Consider the following 17,299-nt stretch of genomic DNA (forward strand, 5'->3'; position numbering starts at 1 on the left):
TTTAATTATAAAATATAGCTTTATGCCGTATTATGAAATGTTAAAAATCAACCTTCCTTGCTACTGGAGGCTTTCACCAGTTCATCTTGGCCTTCATCTCAAGTATCATTCTACAAATAACAGATGCATAATGTGTATATTTATACAGTATATTTGAGAATCCCCTATGACTGACCTTAGTACATTAGAGCTTCATTTCTCGGGCCATGAAACGTTTCCACTACGAAACATGTGGCTGAAACGTGTCTGCGATCAGGCAGATCAGGATGGGAGAATTGCCAAATCCGTTTTCACCGATGAAGAAGCAATAGTACGGTTTGGTGTTGGTAAGAACATGGTGTCTTCAATGAAGCATTGGGCACTTGCTACCGGGATGATACTTGATGAAAACTCATCAAAATATTATCGTCTGTCATCTTTAGCAAAAAAAATCTTCGCTGTGGATGGTTTGGACCCCTTTTCTGAAAATATTGCTACGACCTGGTTGTTGCATTGGCAGCTAGCCGGCACTTCTAAATTAGAAACGAGTTTTAAAACCAGAAGTACGACATGGGTATTGCTATTCAATACATTTATAACTGCTGATTTTTCAAACAAAGATTTGTTAAATAATATATATAAATTTATAGCTAACAATGCACGAAAGAAAATATCTGAAAATAGCTTACAGCGTGATATTGATGTCTGTTTAAGAAGTTATATTTCGTTACCTAAAAATAATAATTCTGATGATATTTCTGAGCCGGTTCTTGCAGAATTAGCCTTAATAAGGCCCACTACATCTGGAAAACTAGGTTTCCAGCGTGGTACGAGGAGTACATTACCCGATGGAATTTTTGATTATTGTTTGATTATCTTTTGGCAATCACTCTCAAAGGATCTGAATGCTTTATCGCTGTATGATATTTGTCATGCAAAAGGTTCTTTAGGTTTAGTGTTCAAGATGGATGAAGATGCAATAGCTGAGAGATTAATTGGAATTGGAGAAAGAACTGGTGATTTATTGATTTGGGCAAGTACTTCCGGGATACATCAAGTAATGAAAAAGCAAGGCCTGGGAGGTGATGAGTTTACTAAATTGGCAGTTTCAAGATTAGAGAGTAGCTATAATGAATAATGAAAATAAAATGGGGAATAAAGTTGAGATCTCCCTTCAATATCAGAAGTCTATTCGTATTGATTCTGATTTTCTGAAAGAGGAAGCCTTTGAGGGTTATATTTTTCATGAAACAGCTAATCAAATTATAGCTAACTTGGCAAATCAAAAACTTTTAAATAACCAGGGGGCGTTTACCTTTACAGGACCATATGGTAGTGGAAAATCATCCTTGGCATTGGCTTTTAGTTCAGCTATTTGTAGGGCAGTACATATAAGAGAGCATGTAAAAAATAAAATTAAACCTGAGTTAAAAGAGCTTATAGAATCTGCATTTCCTATAAAATCTCAGGGATGGCGTGTTTTGCCAATAGTTGGTAAAAAAAACAACTATATTGAAGAGATTATTAATTCAATTAATAATAATTTTTCTTGGGAAGAAAAATTACCAAATGACTTAACTCCTCCAGAGTTAGTTAAAAAATTAGTTGAGCTTTCTTATAATGATGATGGTTTACTTGTAATTATCGATGAGATGGGGAAGTTTTTAGAAGAAGCTTTGTCTGCGGGCCACGACATACATTTTTTCCAAGAAATTGCAGAGGTTGCAGCAAGAAGTAATGGTCGGTTAGTTGTTATAGGTATATTGCATCAATCTTTTCGACAGTATGCAATAAAATCGGGCCAGAATATTATTGATGAATGGTCGAAAATACAGGGGCGATATGCTGATTTACCTGTCATTGTTGGATCTGATGAAGTTGTTGAATTAATATCCAACGCAATAAGTTGTGATATTATTCCTACTAAGTCTGAGATTTTTAAAGATGTTTTTGATGAAATATCTAAACACCGCCCAGCTATTGATAAAGGGTTTATTGATACGTTGAAGGGGTGCTGGCCCTTACATCCTGTGATGCCTGTTTTGTTAAGTTCAGTTTCGAGAAAACAGTATTCGCAAAACGAAAGAAGCATATTTACTTTTTTATCATCCAGTGAGGTTTGCGCTTTTCAAGATTATTTGAAAGTTACGGATTTAACTGACAATTCCTGCTACAGACCACACCAATTTTGGGACTACATTCGCGCTAATCTTGAGAATACCATTAGCACATCTTCAGATAGTCATAAATGGGCACAATCCGTTGAAGCTGTTGAAAGGGTGGAAGCACGCGTTGAAGCTGAATGTGTGCTTCATATAATGATACTAAAAACAATTTCTATCATTAATATATTTAAGAATGGTACTGGGCTAAGTTCTAATAGTACTATCTTGAATGCTATCTTCTTTGATTATAGATCATCAGAAATTGAAGAGGCGTTACAAAAATTAGAAGAGTGGAAAGTTATCATCTTCAGAAAATATTTGAATTCTTGGGTTGTTTTTGATGGCAGTGATTTTGATATTGATGCCACGATAAAAAAAGAGCTTAAAAATATTGAACATTTAGATTCAAAGGAATTAACAAAGGTTTGCGATATTGTACCCGTTATTGCTAAGCGTCATTATTATGAAACTGGTACTCTTCGTCGAATGGAAGTTGTGCTTGCAAACGAATATGAATTTGAAAAAGAGTTTCATAGAGAAATGCAAGACCATGATTCTTTCGGGAAGTTCATAATCCTTTATGACATTGAAAGTGAATATTCAGATATTATAACTAAATTATCAAGCAATAAAATTAAAAATGATATTGTTGTAACATTTTCTCCTAACAAAAATAAATTGTATTCTCTTGGCAAAGAGTTAGTAGCACTTAATCGTATTTTTCAAAATGGAGGCGAACTTGAAAATGACTCTGTTGCTAGAAAAGAGGTTGAAGGAAGACTTAATTCATTGAAAAATAGTATAGAAGCTGAAATAAACGCTTTGTTGTTAAAATCAAAATGGATGTCAAAAGAAAAAGAGTTTACAACACATAATTTATCTTGTATCGCATCAGAAATAGCAGATAAACGTTATTATAAAACTCCTTTAATTAATAGTGAGATCATTAATCGAAATAAGTTATCTTCGAGTGCGGCGAAAGCAAGAAGAGAGCTTATGCATAAGTTGGTTTTAAATAGTAATATTGAAAATCTTGGTATTGAGGGTTATCCAGCAGAAAGAGGCTTATATGAAATAATTCTTAGAAAAAATCATCTTCACATCCGTGATAAAAAAAATGTGTGGAAAATATCACCACCGGATAAGAAGCTTTCTCCTGTTTTATATGATCTTTGGGAGGAAACAGATGCTCTTTTTTCATCGGGAATAGTTGAAGCAAGAGATATTTATAAAAAATGGAGAGAATCACCATTTGGTATTCAGGTGGGAATTATACCTATTTTATTTCTTATATATTTTCTTTCCAGAAAGAATATTCTTTCTGTTTATAAAGATAAATATCTTTTGACAGATTTTATGGATGTTGAAGTTGATGAGTTATTGCAAAGCGTTGATAGGTTTTCTGTCAGAAAAGTTTTGTTAGGTATTAAGGAAAAGCAATTTCTTCAATCAATGAAATTAGCGATTGAGGAAAGGGTTTCTATTTTGATACAAGATGACTCTCCTTTAGAAATAGCTCGAGGGCTTGTACGGATTGTTTTCTCTCTCCCTGGATGGGTAAGAGTGACTAATACTCTATCAAGGGAAGCAAAAATGGTACGTGATAAATTACTTGAGGCTAACGATCCTTACAAAATTCTATTCGTAGATCTTAAACAAGTACTTAGTGTTAGCGATGAATATGATTCATATCTTAACAAAATTAAGAATTGCTTAACAGAACTTATCAAAGCATACCCTAAAATGCTTAATGCATTTCAGAAGCATTTATTAGAGGAGTTGGGTTCTGCTAATGATTTTTCTGCAAGGTCTCAAGCAATTGTTAAAAAAGTATCAGATCTGCAGTTTAAGGCATTTTTGGGCAGGATGAATGAGGTTATTTCCAATAAGGCTAATGTTGAAACGATTTTGACATTTTTAGCAAATAAACCATTATCCCAACTTGATGATAATGATGTAAATTTAGCATATCTATCCAGTACCGAATGGATAACACGATTCAAGCATCTTGAAGCATATTTGCATGTAGAAAATCGTGAAGCTCAAAATAGTGTAGTTGCGCTCGTGACTGGTATAGGTAAAAGTACTGAAACGAGAATTCATAATTTTATAGTTGATAAAGATGTTAGTAACAAAGTTGATTTAATTGCGATGGATATTGTAAGAAAAGCAAAAGATAGCGGAATCGAACTGGCAATGTTATTAGCGGCTGTGACTAAATTAAGTATCCAAGATTCAGAAGGAGAAAAATAATGAAAGATCGGCACCTCCTTGGATTGTCCGGGGGAAAAGATAGCGCTGCCCTAGCGATCTATATGAGAGAAAACTACCCTCATTTAGATATTGAATATTTCTTTACTGATACAGGTAAGGAATTACCCGAGGTTTATCAGTTTTTAGAAAAAATTGAAGGATATTTAGGCAAACAAATTAATCGCTTAAATCCAAGGCGTGACTTTGATTTTTGGCTAAAAGAATACAATCATTTCCTACCCTCCCCACAAACTAGATGGTGTACGAGACAACTTAAACTACTACCATTTGAGCAATGGGTAAGACCTATGCTTGCCGAGGGAGCGACAGTATATTCTTACGTAGCTATACGTTCTGATGAAAATTATCGAGAAGGATATTCATCGTCTAATAATAATCTCAAGGTTGTGCTGCCTTTTAGACAAGATAATATTGATAAAGCTGCTGTAGGAAATATTTTAGTAAAGTCGGGGGTTGGCTGGCCTGATTACTATCAATGGCGTTCACGTAGCGGTTGTACTTTTTGCTTTTATCAGCAAAAAATCGAATGGGTAAGGCTAAAAGAAAAACATCCTGATGAATTTGATAAAGCTAAAAATTACGAGAAAGATGCGCTTGAACATGGTTCTCCGTTTACTTGGTCACAAGGTGAATCACTGGCTGATTTAGAAAAACCACAAAGGATAAAAGAAATAATTACTGACTATGAAGCTAGGCTAAAGAGAGATAGAAGTCGTCGGCCAGTGAACCCTTTACGGCCTGAGGAGTTGTTGATAGATATTGATGATTTGTATTTTGAGGATGAAGGGGGGGGGGCTTGTAATATTTGTCATAAATAATTTCTATTTATTACGGCTGATTGAGATTTTTAGGCAAAATCAGCCGATAAATTATAAGAAAGTATTAATCATTATAAATAAAAAGATAGTTTATTTTTTCGCGTATCAATGAACTTTTGTAGTTTGCATCTATTTGTTTTAAAGCCTCTTTTTCTGAGTAACACTTATTCAAAAGGTAGATATTGTCCATACTGTAAGACGCTGGGAGTCTAAGCTTACCCTTTTGGGGTATAACAAAACCACTAACTAAATCCTCAAATATACTTTTGGGGAGAGGAAGATTTGACTCAATAGTACTCGCATGTTCTGGCGAAAAACTCACTGTTATATTTTTTTCACTTGTTTTTATCGCATGGCCTACACCTTTTGTTTTTATATTAACTTCTCCTTTTTCATCAAAGGCGATAACCAAATATTTTATATCAAAAAGATATGGCATTCTAATTGTAGCGACTCTGCTTATTTTTGCAACATATCGGTTGAGTATATGCTGAGATTGTTCATGCCTCAGTTGACCAATTGTTTCGTAATTCTCTATTTTTTGCATAAATGAAATTATAGGTGGAGTCAATGGTCTTGATAAATCCCAATGAACATTTCTCCAGCTTGAATCAACAAAGAGAGCGGTTGATAACGCTTGCTTATCTGTTGTATTATTTATGCTCATATGGATATCCAGACCTTGCATAAAAAATAAATTTATTTTATCAATTTGATACGGCTTCAAATGTGCTAAGTCACATGGCTGAGTTAAATTTACTAGCAGTGTTTTTGTTTCTTTATTTCTTAAAACAATTCCGAATCTTAAATTTTCCTTCAACCATTTTAATTGGTAATGATAAAGCGATGGTAGATCACATGCCTCGTTAACCAAGACTGGATATGATTCTTGAATTTGATACCAGTTTCTTTCATGCCAATTTGTATCCTTAAGAAGTGTCTTTAATATCAATCGTGAGTCCTGAACCTCATTTCCCGGACTGATTAAAATATTATTTTCTAATACGGTTTGCAATGTTTCCCCTGAAGATCTAACTGATTCAGCACCAGTATTTAATGAGGATTCGAACTCAGCTAATACCTTTTTGAAAATTACTTCTGTAAAATATTCTGAAAAACTTATATTGTCATCTTTTGCTGTGCGACGTAATACATCTAAGCTATGTGCATCTAGCGCCCAAAGTATTTTTGCTAGACTTAAGGAAGCAATTTGGAAATGGTTAATCCAACCATGAATAAACATCTCTATATCATGTATAAATTTTTTTTGTTCAAATATCTGTTTAAAGGTTGTTTTCCATATGACTTCCCTAGAATTTAAATTTGTACTCGGCTTTTCCATAATTCTAAAGCGAGAGCTAGTCATGCTTAACTTTGATTTTATATCAAGGAAATCGTTCGTAATAAGATTTTCATGTGAAGACATTAAAATAAATGAGGGAGTGTATCCCTGCTCTGCTGATTCATTCTTAATATTATTAATGAAAGGTATTGTTTCTTGCTCCGAGTCGTTAACAAGTAGATAGTCAATACATATTAAATCATAGCTTAATGATTTTCTTTCATTAAAATAACTTGAGGGGCTTGAATATATATCAATGTCAGATTCATTTATGCTTAAACCGGACGTGCAAAGCCAATTAATTATTCTTTTTACAGGAGCAATAAGTAATTCTTTTCGCTCTAACGCTTTATCTCTTAACCTTAAAAACGCACGCGGTAATGACGATATATCTTTTGTGCTGTTAAATATGTTGACGATATCTTCTAATGAATTATATACCAACTTCATTTCGCTAAAATAATTGTAAATTATTTCATATTCTGGAGAGTTAATATCTTCTAATGCATCAAGTATATTATCATCATCTGTTTTTTTTAAATCAGATAATGTTATTTTTTCGTTGAAATCATCATCGATAATAGCAACTTTAATCATTATTTATTATCCTCTTTTGGTAGCTCTATAATAAACATTCTAAGCCTACCATCTTGAAAAGGTTGATCATCAAGATAAATGTTAGAATGATAATTTGCTGATACCTCTTTTGCTATGTATAAACCATAACCTCTGCCGTCTTTTCTTAAGGAAAACCCAGGGTTAAATATTCTTTCTTTATCTGTTGGAGAAATTCCTGGCCCATTATCATAAACTTCTATTACTTTGGAGTATGAATCTACATTAATGGTGATTTTTGCTTTTTCTTCGCCAGGTTGTAAAAATCCTGTTTTAGCCAATAGATCGAATTTAATATTAAGTTTTCGATAGTTAAGCTGACAAAACCTTTTACCATTTTGACCATTAGAGTCTCAGATGATAAAATTTTACCATTGAATGTTATTATATAATCTATATTATGCCGTTCAAATCTTGAGGTGTATCCACTTATGATGGTTTTAATTAAACCCATTAATTCAAAATCACCACTTCTATTTCTTTTATTTGTGCTTAAAGGATCTAACTGACTTAATCTTATATTTAAGGACTTAATCTCTGACTCAAGTTTCTTAAGGAGGTCTGCTGTTTCATTATCTGCTTTTTTAGCTACTTGGTTAAGTAATAAGCGAGTCTGTCCAGTAGTTCTTGTCAATTCATGCATAATACTACGCATAACATTACCTACACCAGCAAGTTCAAGTATGTCCTCTCTTCTTTCCTGTAATTCAGTCATTGCTTTTTGGAATTTTTTTACATTGTTTGTTATAAACTGAATATTTTGATGAAGGGCTGTAACATGTTTCTTCGCCTCGGGGGAAATTTCCTGTATTTCATGGATTATTTTTTCTGACTCCATAAGTCGACTTTCCATTGAGTTAAGGCCATCATCTAATAAGTGTGCTTCAATTGTTTTCTTCTGTACCTTTTCTTCTAGCCGTACTTGTTCTCTTAGTTCATTTAAAGCAAATTCACGAAGGATTTTTCTCAATAGTATTATAGAGTCATTATCAACAAGTCCTTCTCTATTAGAGCGGTCTATCAGATGTGGATTATTTTTCTTTGTTATTTCTAAAGCACCAACAGTCTGTATTCTATTTAAAGTCAGACCTTGGCCTCTGAATGCTTCATTATCAATACCTAACCAGTCCCCATCTTTGCTGGACCCAGATAATCCAATTCTGAAACCATCTCGATAAATAGCAACACCTCCATTCCAGAAGTCAAGTTCTTTTCTAAAACGACTCAGATCTGAACCTAGCCCTTTTTGGGCTAATTTAGCACGATTAAACCATCTTATTTTTAGTGAAAAAGGACCTATTTTTTCTAAATCATCCAGTGAACAATTAAATTTGCTTTTGAAATCTCTTAAAGTTCTTGATTGTGGTTTTTTTGAAAATTCCTTGCTTGGAGTCTCGATTGTGCTTTTTAAAATTTCATCAGAGTCCTTCATTGATTTACGTGGAAAGAACTCAAGACTCATATCTCTGTCTGCTAATTTTAATAGCTCAGGGTTTATCGGCTTAATAGGTACTCTTTTATCATTGTTAAAATATAAATCTACTGGGAAATTTGTCGGCATTTTTTCAAATGGGTTATTCATGCGTCTTAAAAAATTATTTACAATTTCATCTTGAATCTTAGTTTCTGTCCAGTCGGAAAAAAGTGAATAGATAGTTATACGTGTCCCTTGCTCGCTTGGCTTATCATTCATTTTTAATATCGGAAAGTTTATTTCACTTAGTAATAAATCAGATGAGTCAAATGATTGCCAGTCAAACTCAATTGCATGCAAATATTCGCTACCTTTACACCATGTTTCAATTAGTGATTTTCCACCTAATCTCATCATAGATAAACGTCCAATGCCTTTGTTTCCTAGTACTGCCTTACCATCTGTCTTTATTCCATTTATATCTTTGTAAGAAGTGCCAATCTTTAAAAAAGCATCCAATAAATTATTTTCATCCATCCCCTTTCCTGAGTCTGTGATTTCAATATAGTTTAATTTTAAACAAGCATTTTTTAAAGTGTCTATGTTATCGGCAGAGTGTATGTTGTATAATTTATTTTCGCTGTCAATGATACTGCCATCTTCACCTTTTAAAATCCATCCTCCTTTTATTTTGTCAATTAAATCTGCTTTTAGTTCGCATAGCACAATGTTTTTTTTGTTAAACTGAGCAGCAAGTAATGTATTGCACTCTCTAAGTATTTTGCTATTTACTGGACACATAATTCTTATTTTAACTCTCGGCGATTCGGCATCGAATGCATTTTTAAGTAATTCGTAAATCGCCACTTCATCTGAAGTTATAAGTTCCGAACCTAGGTGAAGTAAGGTTCTAGCTGCCACTTGAAAGTTTGCCATCTCTGAGTCTTCCATTTGAATGTAATTCTTGTGGTGTAAATTGATTCTACTCGACAAATTTTTCTATATCAACTTTGGATTAGAAACATTGTATTTAAGGTGTTAAATTAAAAAATTCAGCGATGAAGCAATCCTTTATACCATTTCACAGTCACTTACCCCACTAGGTAGGCAAGCGTGAAACCCAGGGGCTCGATGTAGCTTTATGAAGCCCTCATTATTATGAGGGCATCGATGTGGCTGACCCCTCAACCTCGTCCCCCAATCACCCCGATAAACTCTCTGACCTGCTTCTGCTTCCTGGCCGACAGCTTCTCCACCCTGCGCATCGCGGCTTCCAGCTCCGGTTCCGGCTCAACCGCCGTCAGCACAATACAGCCATCCATCACCCGCACCTCCACCCGGGTGCCGGTCGAAAACCCTGCCGCCGCCAGCCACTCGCCCTTCATGATCAGCTCCGGAACAAGACGACGATCTGGCAAACGTCTCACATAACTCACCGTCAACTGACGCTTATTTTTCGGCGACACTTCTGGATCAAACGAATCTACAATACAATCAGCATTAGTCATGGTTGCTATTCTCGCGAAATAGTAATTGTGATCAGCGGTGCGGGTGTGTTGGCGCACATTCGCACCGCGCTAAATAACACCTGTAAACCTAACCAGTAATAAAAATAAAGTCCAGACTTAAATCGGACATAATAAACGTCTTTAACCGCAAATTAAGAATTAACAGAATACGTGACGCTATTAATTAGCGCCTGTGGAAAATGACTTTCCTGATATTGCTGAAATAACCGCAAAGCAGATTCAAAAAACAAAAGCGAGATAATGCGCGCAACAGGATACCCATGCCCAATTACGGGCACCCCATCTCTTTTGCCAGCGTCCCCTTCCGGGACTTCAGGCGGCGGGCGATACCTGCCGGCAGGGCGGACCAGAACGAGAGCGTCGGATGAGTCCGCCGCTCAATCTCCTCCACCGTCACTTGATAATCACAAAAACTGGCGCTTTTGGGCGTCGCCTGATCCAGCAAAAACGCCGCGTATTCGCCTTTATCCGGACTGGAGCCGATAAAAATAATCTTCCAGTAGCCGCTGGGGATCTCCACCTCGGGCGCGGCGGGCAGGGTGGCGATATGCCGTTCGAACAGCGGCCCGGTAACGGACCACACCGCCGCCACGTCGCGGCGCTCGGCGAGGGCGCGCTCCTTATCCTCCAGCCGCGCCCACGCCCCCTGATTCAGGTTGGAGGCCTGCGGAGTGATATTGGAAAGATAGTTTAACGCCTGCCAGTCTGCGCTGGCGCCCAGCCCGGCGAGCGGCGCCTGATGCCCGCGATCGACCGCCAATGCTGCGCTGGCCCCTTTATACGCCGCGGGGGCAAGGGTATCCGCAGCGGGTAAATCCGGATCGCGCTTCCAGCTGCGCGAACGCCCGCTGGCCAGGCTGGCTTTGGTGATTTTATACGCCACCCAATTAGCGAATTTGCGCTGGCTGTTGTTATTGAGCGTATAGGCTTCGCGAACCAGCGTCTGCGCGCTTCCGCCGGTCGGGCAGCCCACTTCACAATGATCCTCGCCGGATGATGCGGCAGCGCACGCGACGGCAAAAAATAGCGACGGCAGAACGCTGAATACTCGGGATAGTTTCATAATATTGATGACGTCAAAGAAAAGATGAACCGATGCATAAAAGAAGCCCCTGAATAACCAGAGCGGAATTCAGCTATGAATCGCAAAGATGAATTGAGAGCGTAAAAAGAGTTAGCCGGTCGCAGCCGCGCGGAATATCACAAGATGATTTAACATCACGGCGGATGTTATTTTGTGATCCCGGAAATGATGTTGAATGAGGTGATCAGACTCTCAAGCCCGCTATTTTCAGCCGGGCTGAACGGGGGAATATGTCCAGCGAAGCGTAAAGCGGTGCGGCATCCATGTCGTTGTCCGAAAAAATGTCGCGGCAGGGGAAAACGCTTCTCTCTGAGCGGGGGATTACTCAGACTACGCGGATGACCGATTAAGGAGAGAAGGTATGAAAAAGGAACTCTGGAGAGGCGTGCTGGCACTGGCCGTACTTAGCCTCCCCGCGATGGCGAAAACAGGCGTGTCATTCAGCCACAAAGACTGGGAAGTGGTATGCGATAACACGCTGACCTGCCGGGCGGCGGGATACAGCGCTGAAGAAGGAAGCGGAGGTTCGGTGCTGCTGACCCGCCAGGCCGGAGCGGGCACCGCCGTCTCGGGAGAGCTGATGCTGGCGGAGGTGACCGACAGCGACGTTCTGCCGGGCAAACTGACGCTGTGGATCAATGGCCAGCCGGCAGGCGATGTGAAGCCAGCAAAAGAGAGCTGGCCGCTGTCGGAGAAACAGGCCCGGGCGATCGTTAACGCCATCAAAGGCAGCGGGAAGGTCGAATTTACAGGCGGGGAGGCGCCGTTTGTGATTTCCGGCGAAGGCGCTTACGCGGTACTGCTGAAAATGGACGATGTTCAGGGGCGAATCGGCACGCCGGGCGCGTTGACCAAAAAAGGCGACAGGCCGGAAAATAGCGTCCGGGCGGCGATTCCTGCCCCGGTCATTCACCGGGTCATGCCTGAGAAGGCGCAGGAGAGAGCGTTAACCGCGCCTGAGCTGGCGGTGCTCAAGCCGAAGCTTCTGGCCACGCTAAATAACGATGATTGGTGCGATCGCCTCCAGCCTGAGGAGGGGGAGGAGGCTGAAACCATCAGCCTGACTCCGCTGGATAACGCGCATTCCCTGATTTCTGCCTTGTGCTGGCGGGCGGCCTATAACGAGGGATACGGCTATTGGGTTGTGGATAGCAAACTTGAGGGTAATCCAACGCTTATTACGGTTTCCGGTTCTGAGTATGGCGACGGCGAGATTTTTATGAGCCAGAAAGGGCGAGGGCTCGGCGATTGCTGGGGGACGGCGAGCTGGCTCTGGGATGGCACAACGTTCCGCAAAAGCCGTGAAGCGACCACGGGAATGTGCCGCTATCTTCGCCTCGGCGGGACATGGGATCTCCCCACCTGGGTGACCGAGGTTAAACCGGCAAAGTGAAATCACGCGACCAGACTCTCTCCCGGCACACACGCCGACAGAGAGGACAGGGAAGGATCTTAACGATCGTCCGCGTAGCGGGATCGCCATCGACAGCGCCAGCGGCGTCAGAAAACTGACGCCTTGTTCAAAATAACAGCGCGGCTAATGTATTGCTAACTCGAATTAGTTTATGATTAAGCCGTTCTGTTCGTTATGGAAAATGAGTTTATGGCCAAAACCGTTGAGCAAGTCGCCAGGGCGCTGGGAATCTCGATTACCACCGTGCGCCTGGTGCTGGGTGGCAAAGCTGAGCAGTATCGCATCAGCGCCAAAACGCAGCAGCGTATTAATGATTACATCGCCGAGAACGGGCTGGTCGTTAACCATATCGCCCGCAGCCTGAAGCTCAATAAAACCGAGACCTTAGGGCTGGTGATCCCGCGTTTATCCAACCTGTTTTTCTCCACCCTGGCGGAAAAGCTCGAAGCCTGCTGCCGTCAGGCGGGGTATCAGCTAATGATTGCCTGCACCTACAGCGACAGCGAGCATGAAAACAGTCTGGTTGAAGGACTGCTGGCGCGCAACGTTGACGGGCTCTTCGTGGTGCCCTCTACCCGGGAAACGCAGCTGCATCACCAGAAGGTAGCGCGCAAGCGGCCGCTGGTGCTGCTCGACCGCGATTTTGGCGAGAGCGACGTGTCGCTGGTGGTGAGCGATAACTACAACGGCAGCAAAAAGCTGGTGCAGGCGATGACCCTGGCGGTGGACGTCTCGCCGATTTTTTTTATCGCCGGGGATACCCAGCAGCCGTCGATCCAGCGTCGTCTGCAGGGCTACCTGAGCGAGCTGCCCGCCGGCAAGGAGTGGATATTGTCCGCCAGCCATAACCGTCAGGAAGAGGGCAAACAGCTGATGCTCGATTTTCTCCGTCAGCACCGCGAGCCGCCGAAGGCGTTTATCGCCTCCTCTCTGCCCATTCTGGAAGGGACGCTGAGCGCGCTGCGGGAAACCTACGGCTTTATTCCGTCGGATATTCCCATCGGCACCTTCGATGAACATCAGATGCTGGGATTTCTGCCGAACGAGGTATGGTCGATGCGCCAGGATGAGGACGCCTGGGCGCAGCACGCGTTTCATCTGATGCAGCAGAAGCTGCAGGGGGAAAATGCTGATGTGAAGATCACCGTGCCGATGACCCTGATTCATCGTCCGCTGTCGGTGGAGAAGCAGCGGAGCCAGTAAATGACACGGCTAGTGTGAACACGTCAATCCCCGGCTGCGCTATGCTGGCCGGGGCTACAAATACCGCATCCTGCGCGCGCTGGTAGCCCGGATAAGGCGCGGGCGCCGCAATCCGGGAACCCTTAACGATCCCTCATCAAGTCAATCGCTGAACAAACTGCGCCGCCAGCCCGGCGTCCAGCGCCGGCGGCAGGCCGCTGATCCCGACGCCGCCAATGGCCAGCCCTTCAACTATCACCGGCTCGCCGCCCGGCATCGCCAGCAGCTGCGGGTCGTTAAATACCGCCAGCTGCAGGGCGCCGGCGCTGACCTCTTGCGCCAGCGTTGCCGTCGGACGGCGAAAGCGCAGGGCGCTCCAGGCCTTGCGCTGCGCCAGCTGGCGCGGTAGCGGTGGGCAGCGAGCGTGCGCGCCAAAGGCGATGAGCTCGCCCTCCGGCCCGACAACCGCCACCGCCAGCCCCCGGGTTCGCGCATCGCTTTCCGTCTCCTGTAAAAACCGCGCGACCTGCTGGCACACGACGCTATCGTTCAGACGGATCTGGGGACAGAGCGCGTCATTGTCCGGCATCGGCGATATACCCCCTTAAGCGCAGATAGAGGTCATCCAGCTCGCCTTTCTGCGCCGCCGTCAGCGCCACAAACGGCTCGCGGGTGGGGCCGGTATCGACGGTCTCTTTCGCGGTAAGATACTTCGCCGACTGGAACACGCCGCGCGCGACCAGCTGCTCCACCACCTCGTTGATCTGCTGCTGCAGGCGCTGCGCCCGGGCAATGTCGCCCTGCTGAAAAGCGCTGCGCAGGGCGAGAAACAGCTCCGGCTGTAGGTTAACCGTGGTGCCAACCGTGGCCGTCGCGCCCGCCGCGAGGCTGGAAAGGAAGATCTCATCGAAACCGTTAAAAAAGACTTTCTCCGGGTAGCGGGCGATCATCCGTTCCAGCGAATAGAGGTTATGCGAAGTATGCTTCACCCCCAGAACCTGCTCATCGCCGAGCAGCGCGTCGGCGCTCTGGGCATCCAGCTCGACGCCGGTAAACTGCGGAATATTATACAAAATCACCGGAATCGAAATGGCGTCCAGCACCCGACGGTAGTAGGCGATAATCTCCTCGCGGCTATATTTGTAGTAGTAGGGCGGCACCAGCGACACCGCGCTGGCGCCGTCCTGCTCGGCGTGCTTCGCCAGCTCGACGGCATCCCGGGTGCGCGGCGTCCCCACGTGGGCGATCACCGGCACGCGACCGCCCGCCGACTGCACCAGCGTTGCCAGCACCTGCCGGCGCTCATCGAAACGCAGCAACGGCCCCTCCCCGGAGGAGCCGCAGCAGTAAAAGCCCTCAACCCCGCGCGCCAGCTGGGCGCGGGCGAGAGCGTCCAGCGCCGCGTAGTTCACCGACTCATCGGCGTGCATCGGCGTCACCACGGCGGAGATAATGCCGCGAAAAACCTGCCATTTATCGCTTACCATGCGGTCCAGCCTCCATCCACCACCACGTTGGAACCGGTCATATAGACCGAGGCGTCGGAGAGCAAAAACACCACCGCGCCGTTGTACTCGTGGGCTTTCGCCATCCGCCCGATGGGGATACGGTTGGTGTAGTTTTTCTGGAAGCGCGGGTCCTGATCGCTGCGCTCGACGCCGGAGAGGGTCAGAGTATTGACGCGAATGCCGTCGCGCCCCCAGTAGGTGGCGCAGTAGCGGGTAAAGTTATACAGCCCGGACTTTGCCGCCGAATAGGCCACCGGTTTGACGAACGGAATGCCGGTGTCCTCTTTTTTGTAGCTATAGATATCCTGCACAGGGGAGACCACGCCGTAGATCGAACCGACGTTGATGATCGAGCCGCCTTTGCCGGCCTGTTTCATGCGCTTGCCGACCTGCTGGGTCATCAGGAAGGTGCCGACCAGGTTCACTTCCACCACCTCGCGGAACACCTCTTCCGGAAACTCTTCAAACGGGCCGGAGACTTCCGGCGGCGCGCTGGGCTGGGTGTCGACGCCCGCGTTGTTGACCAGGCCATCCGGGACGCCCCACTTCGCTTCAATGCTATCCAGCACCCGGTTAATGCTGGCTTTATCGGTAATATTCACTTCCGCGCACAGCAGGCGGTCGGAGTCCTTGATCGCCCCCAGCACGCGGTCGACGCGCGCGGCATCGACGCGGGTGGCCAGCGCCGCCACCTTCGCGCCGCGGTCGTGTAACGTCTTCACGTACTGCGCCCCCAGCTGTCCCAGGCCGCCGGTCACGATGATGACCTTGTCTTTAACCGAGAATAACGAGTCTTCCATTGTCCTTTCCCCTCACTGCGTGGTTAGATTTTGTGGGTTGCGAGGTAATCACGATCGAGAATAATGCCGTGGCCCGGCCTTTCGCTCGGCACGTAGTAGCCGTCCACCTCTTCGCCCGCTTCGGCGATGATGCGCAGATCTTTCCAGCGCCCGCCGTCGGTCATCTCGGCGTATGAGATATTCGGCACCGTTGCCAGCAGGCTGGCGCTGAGCTCCATGACAAAATGCGGCGTCATCGGCAGGTTGTGCGCGCGGGCGACGGCGGCGATATCCAGATAGCCGGTGATCCCGCCGACGCGGCCGAGATCCGCCTGGATGTAATCCGCGCTGCCGCTCTCGATGTACTGCGTAAACTGGTTTAAGTTATAGACGTTTTCTCCCAGCGCGATAGGCGTGGCGCTGCGTTCGCGCAGCCGCAGGTGGCCGGCGATATCGTCGGAGGGCAGCGGCTCCTCAATCCACAGCAGATTGAGCGGTTCGAACAGCTTGAACGCGCGCAGCGCCTGCGGGAAGCTCCAGCCCTGGTTGGCGTCCACCGCCAGCGGGAAGCCCGGCACTGCTTCCTGAATCTTACGCAGCCGCTCCACGTCCTCCTCCAGCGTCGGTTTGCCCACTTTCACTTTCGCCGCCAGGTAGCCGGTGCTTTTCCAGCGTTTGACCTGGTCAATCACTTCCTCAATGGACAGATGCAGGTTGATGCCGCTGCCGTACAGCGGAACGCGATCGCGTACGCGGCCAAGAATGTCGATAATCGGCGCATTGAGGGTTTTACCTAACAGATCCCAGTAGGCAATATCCAGCGCCGCCAGGGCATGGGTGGTGACGCCTGCGCCGCCGACGTCGTGTACGTGTTTATACGAGCGATGCCACAGGCCGCGCGGGGAGAGCGGCTGGCCAATAACGTCCGGGATAATCTCGGCAATCAGCGCGGAGATGGTTTTCCCGCACCAGCCGGAAGTGTGGCTAAAGCCGGTCCCGACGTGGCCGTTAGAACCGTAGACGTCAACAATCGCCACTTCGATATCGGTGACGTGGTGAATTTGATCTCCCCACGGGCCTTCCGGCAGCGGAACGCGGGCGGTCATCAGTTCGATATTTTCAATCACGGGCATTTTTGTGCTGTTCATCTGATTCCTTCCTTTATGGGTTCAGCGGGGGCCGCCCCTGCGGCCCGG

The 17,299-nt window shown here is 44.9% G+C and carries 14 protein-coding genes; 5 read left to right on the forward strand and 9 right to left on the reverse strand.

The annotated features are described in order from the left end of the window. Positions 1–166 precede the first annotated feature (166 nt). From BJF97_RS03835 to BJF97_RS03845, 3 genes are read left to right on the forward strand one after another with little or no spacing between them, the layout of a single operon-like run. Positions 167–1,117, forward strand: coding sequence for a DUF4007 family protein (locus BJF97_RS03835; RefSeq protein WP_074193855.1), 951 nt, complete (start codon positions 167–169; stop codon positions 1,115–1,117). Next, the gene (locus tag BJF97_RS03840) at positions 1,110–4,397 is read left to right on the forward strand and encodes a hypothetical protein (protein ID WP_142394556.1); all 3,288 of its coding nucleotides are present in this window, start codon (positions 1,110–1,112) and stop codon (positions 4,395–4,397) included. The genes BJF97_RS03835 and BJF97_RS03840 overlap by 8 nt, the downstream gene beginning before the upstream one ends. Next, entirely contained in the window at positions 4,397–5,236 is an 840-nt protein-coding gene (locus tag BJF97_RS03845; protein ID WP_064388776.1) for a phosphoadenosine phosphosulfate reductase domain-containing protein, read from the forward strand. Before BJF97_RS03840 ends, BJF97_RS03845 begins: the two co-directional genes overlap by 1 nt. 64 nt (positions 5,237–5,300) lie before the next feature. Here BJF97_RS03845 and BJF97_RS03850 read toward each other — a convergent pair whose 3' ends face one another. The 5 genes from BJF97_RS03850 to BJF97_RS03865 form a co-directional block, all read right to left on the reverse strand. Beyond that, entirely contained in the window at positions 5,301–7,175 is a 1,875-nt protein-coding gene (locus BJF97_RS03850) for a hypothetical protein (protein ID WP_064388779.1), read from the reverse strand. Then, a complete protein-coding gene (locus tag BJF97_RS32155) occupies positions 7,175–7,474 on the reverse strand; it encodes an ATP-binding protein (protein ID WP_187418271.1) in 300 nt (99 codons plus the stop codon). Before BJF97_RS32155 ends, BJF97_RS03850 begins: the two co-directional genes overlap by 1 nt. Continuing rightward, positions 7,414–9,543 carry an ATP-binding protein gene (locus tag BJF97_RS03855; protein WP_070082844.1) on the reverse strand — a complete coding sequence of 710 codons (2,130 nt, stop codon included), beginning with the start codon at positions 9,541–9,543 and terminating at the stop codon, positions 7,414–7,416. The genes BJF97_RS32155 and BJF97_RS03855 overlap by 61 nt, the downstream gene beginning before the upstream one ends. A gap of 248 nt (positions 9,544–9,791) precedes the next feature. After that, positions 9,792–10,115 carry an endoribonuclease SymE gene (gene symE / locus BJF97_RS03860; protein WP_070082845.1) on the reverse strand — a complete coding sequence of 108 codons (324 nt, stop codon included), beginning with the start codon at positions 10,113–10,115 and terminating at the stop codon, positions 9,792–9,794. Between the two features lie 289 nt (positions 10,116–10,404). Next, the gene (locus BJF97_RS03865) at positions 10,405–11,199 is read right to left on the reverse strand and encodes a DNA/RNA non-specific endonuclease (RefSeq protein WP_032694270.1); all 795 of its coding nucleotides are present in this window, start codon (positions 11,197–11,199) and stop codon (positions 10,405–10,407) included. 382 nt (positions 11,200–11,581) lie between these two features. Between BJF97_RS03865 and BJF97_RS03870 the strand changes: the two genes are divergently transcribed. Continuing rightward, positions 11,582–12,613, forward strand: coding sequence for a DUF1176 domain-containing protein (locus tag BJF97_RS03870; protein ID WP_032694269.1), 1,032 nt, complete (start codon positions 11,582–11,584; stop codon positions 12,611–12,613). 210 nt (positions 12,614–12,823) lie between these two features. After that, the gene (locus BJF97_RS03875; RefSeq protein WP_014837288.1) at positions 12,824–13,837 is read left to right on the forward strand and encodes a LacI family DNA-binding transcriptional regulator; all 1,014 of its coding nucleotides are present in this window, start codon (positions 12,824–12,826) and stop codon (positions 13,835–13,837) included. A 136-nt stretch (positions 13,838–13,973) separates the two neighbouring features. Here BJF97_RS03875 and BJF97_RS03880 read toward each other — a convergent pair whose 3' ends face one another. From BJF97_RS03880 to BJF97_RS03895, 4 genes are read right to left on the reverse strand one after another with little or no spacing between them, the layout of a single operon-like run. Beyond that, entirely contained in the window at positions 13,974–14,405 is a 432-nt protein-coding gene (locus BJF97_RS03880; protein WP_032694267.1) for a GlcG/HbpS family heme-binding protein, read from the reverse strand. Further along, positions 14,392–15,303: a dihydrodipicolinate synthase family protein gene (locus BJF97_RS03885; protein ID WP_014837290.1), complete on the reverse strand. Its 912-nt coding sequence runs from the start codon at positions 15,301–15,303 to the stop codon at positions 14,392–14,394. Before BJF97_RS03885 ends, BJF97_RS03880 begins: the two co-directional genes overlap by 14 nt. Next, a complete protein-coding gene (locus BJF97_RS03890; RefSeq protein ID WP_004128395.1) occupies positions 15,297–16,124 on the reverse strand; it encodes an SDR family oxidoreductase in 828 nt (275 codons plus the stop codon). The genes BJF97_RS03885 and BJF97_RS03890 overlap by 7 nt, the downstream gene beginning before the upstream one ends. A 23-nt stretch (positions 16,125–16,147) precedes the next feature. Continuing rightward, complete coding sequence (locus BJF97_RS03895) at positions 16,148–17,251, reverse strand: mandelate racemase/muconate lactonizing enzyme family protein (RefSeq protein WP_032694266.1); 1,104 nt, start codon at positions 17,249–17,251, stop codon at positions 16,148–16,150. Between the last annotated feature and the right edge of the window lie 48 nt (positions 17,252–17,299).

Origin of the sequence: Klebsiella sp. LTGPAF-6F (genome assembly GCF_001753185.1) — a bacterium.
Classification (GTDB): Bacteria; Pseudomonadota; Gammaproteobacteria; order Enterobacterales; family Enterobacteriaceae; genus Klebsiella; species Klebsiella michiganensis.

Bases quoted from the DNA above. Each gene is read 5' to 3' on its own strand.
- BJF97_RS03835 (WP_074193855.1), top strand. From the start codon at position 167: ATGACTGACCTTAGTACATTAGAGCTTCATTTCTCGGGCCATGAAACG.
- BJF97_RS03840 (WP_142394556.1), top strand. From the start codon at position 1,110: ATGAATAATGAAAATAAAATGGGGAATAAAGTTGAGATCTCCCTTCAA.
- BJF97_RS03845 (WP_064388776.1), top strand. From the start codon at position 4,397: ATGAAAGATCGGCACCTCCTTGGATTGTCCGGGGGAAAAGATAGCGCT.
- BJF97_RS03850 (WP_064388779.1), bottom strand. From the start codon at position 7,175: ATGATTAAAGTTGCTATTATCGATGATGATTTCAACGAAAAAATAACA.
- BJF97_RS03855 (WP_070082844.1), bottom strand. From the start codon at position 9,543: ATGGCAAACTTTCAAGTGGCAGCTAGAACCTTACTTCACCTAGGTTCG.
- symE (WP_070082845.1), bottom strand. From the start codon at position 10,115: ATGACTAATGCTGATTGTATTGTAGATTCGTTTGATCCAGAAGTGTCG.
- BJF97_RS03865 (WP_032694270.1), bottom strand. From the start codon at position 11,199: ATGAAACTATCCCGAGTATTCAGCGTTCTGCCGTCGCTATTTTTTGCC.
- BJF97_RS03870 (WP_032694269.1), top strand. From the start codon at position 11,582: ATGAAAAAGGAACTCTGGAGAGGCGTGCTGGCACTGGCCGTACTTAGC.
- BJF97_RS03875 (WP_014837288.1), top strand. From the start codon at position 12,824: ATGGCCAAAACCGTTGAGCAAGTCGCCAGGGCGCTGGGAATCTCGATT.
- BJF97_RS03880 (WP_032694267.1), bottom strand. From the start codon at position 14,405: ATGCCGGACAATGACGCGCTCTGTCCCCAGATCCGTCTGAACGATAGC.
- BJF97_RS03885 (WP_014837290.1), bottom strand. From the start codon at position 15,303: ATGGTAAGCGATAAATGGCAGGTTTTTCGCGGCATTATCTCCGCCGTG.
- BJF97_RS03890 (WP_004128395.1), bottom strand. From the start codon at position 16,124: ATGGAAGACTCGTTATTCTCGGTTAAAGACAAGGTCATCATCGTGACC.
- BJF97_RS03895 (WP_032694266.1), bottom strand. From the start codon at position 17,251: ATGAACAGCACAAAAATGCCCGTGATTGAAAATATCGAACTGATGACC.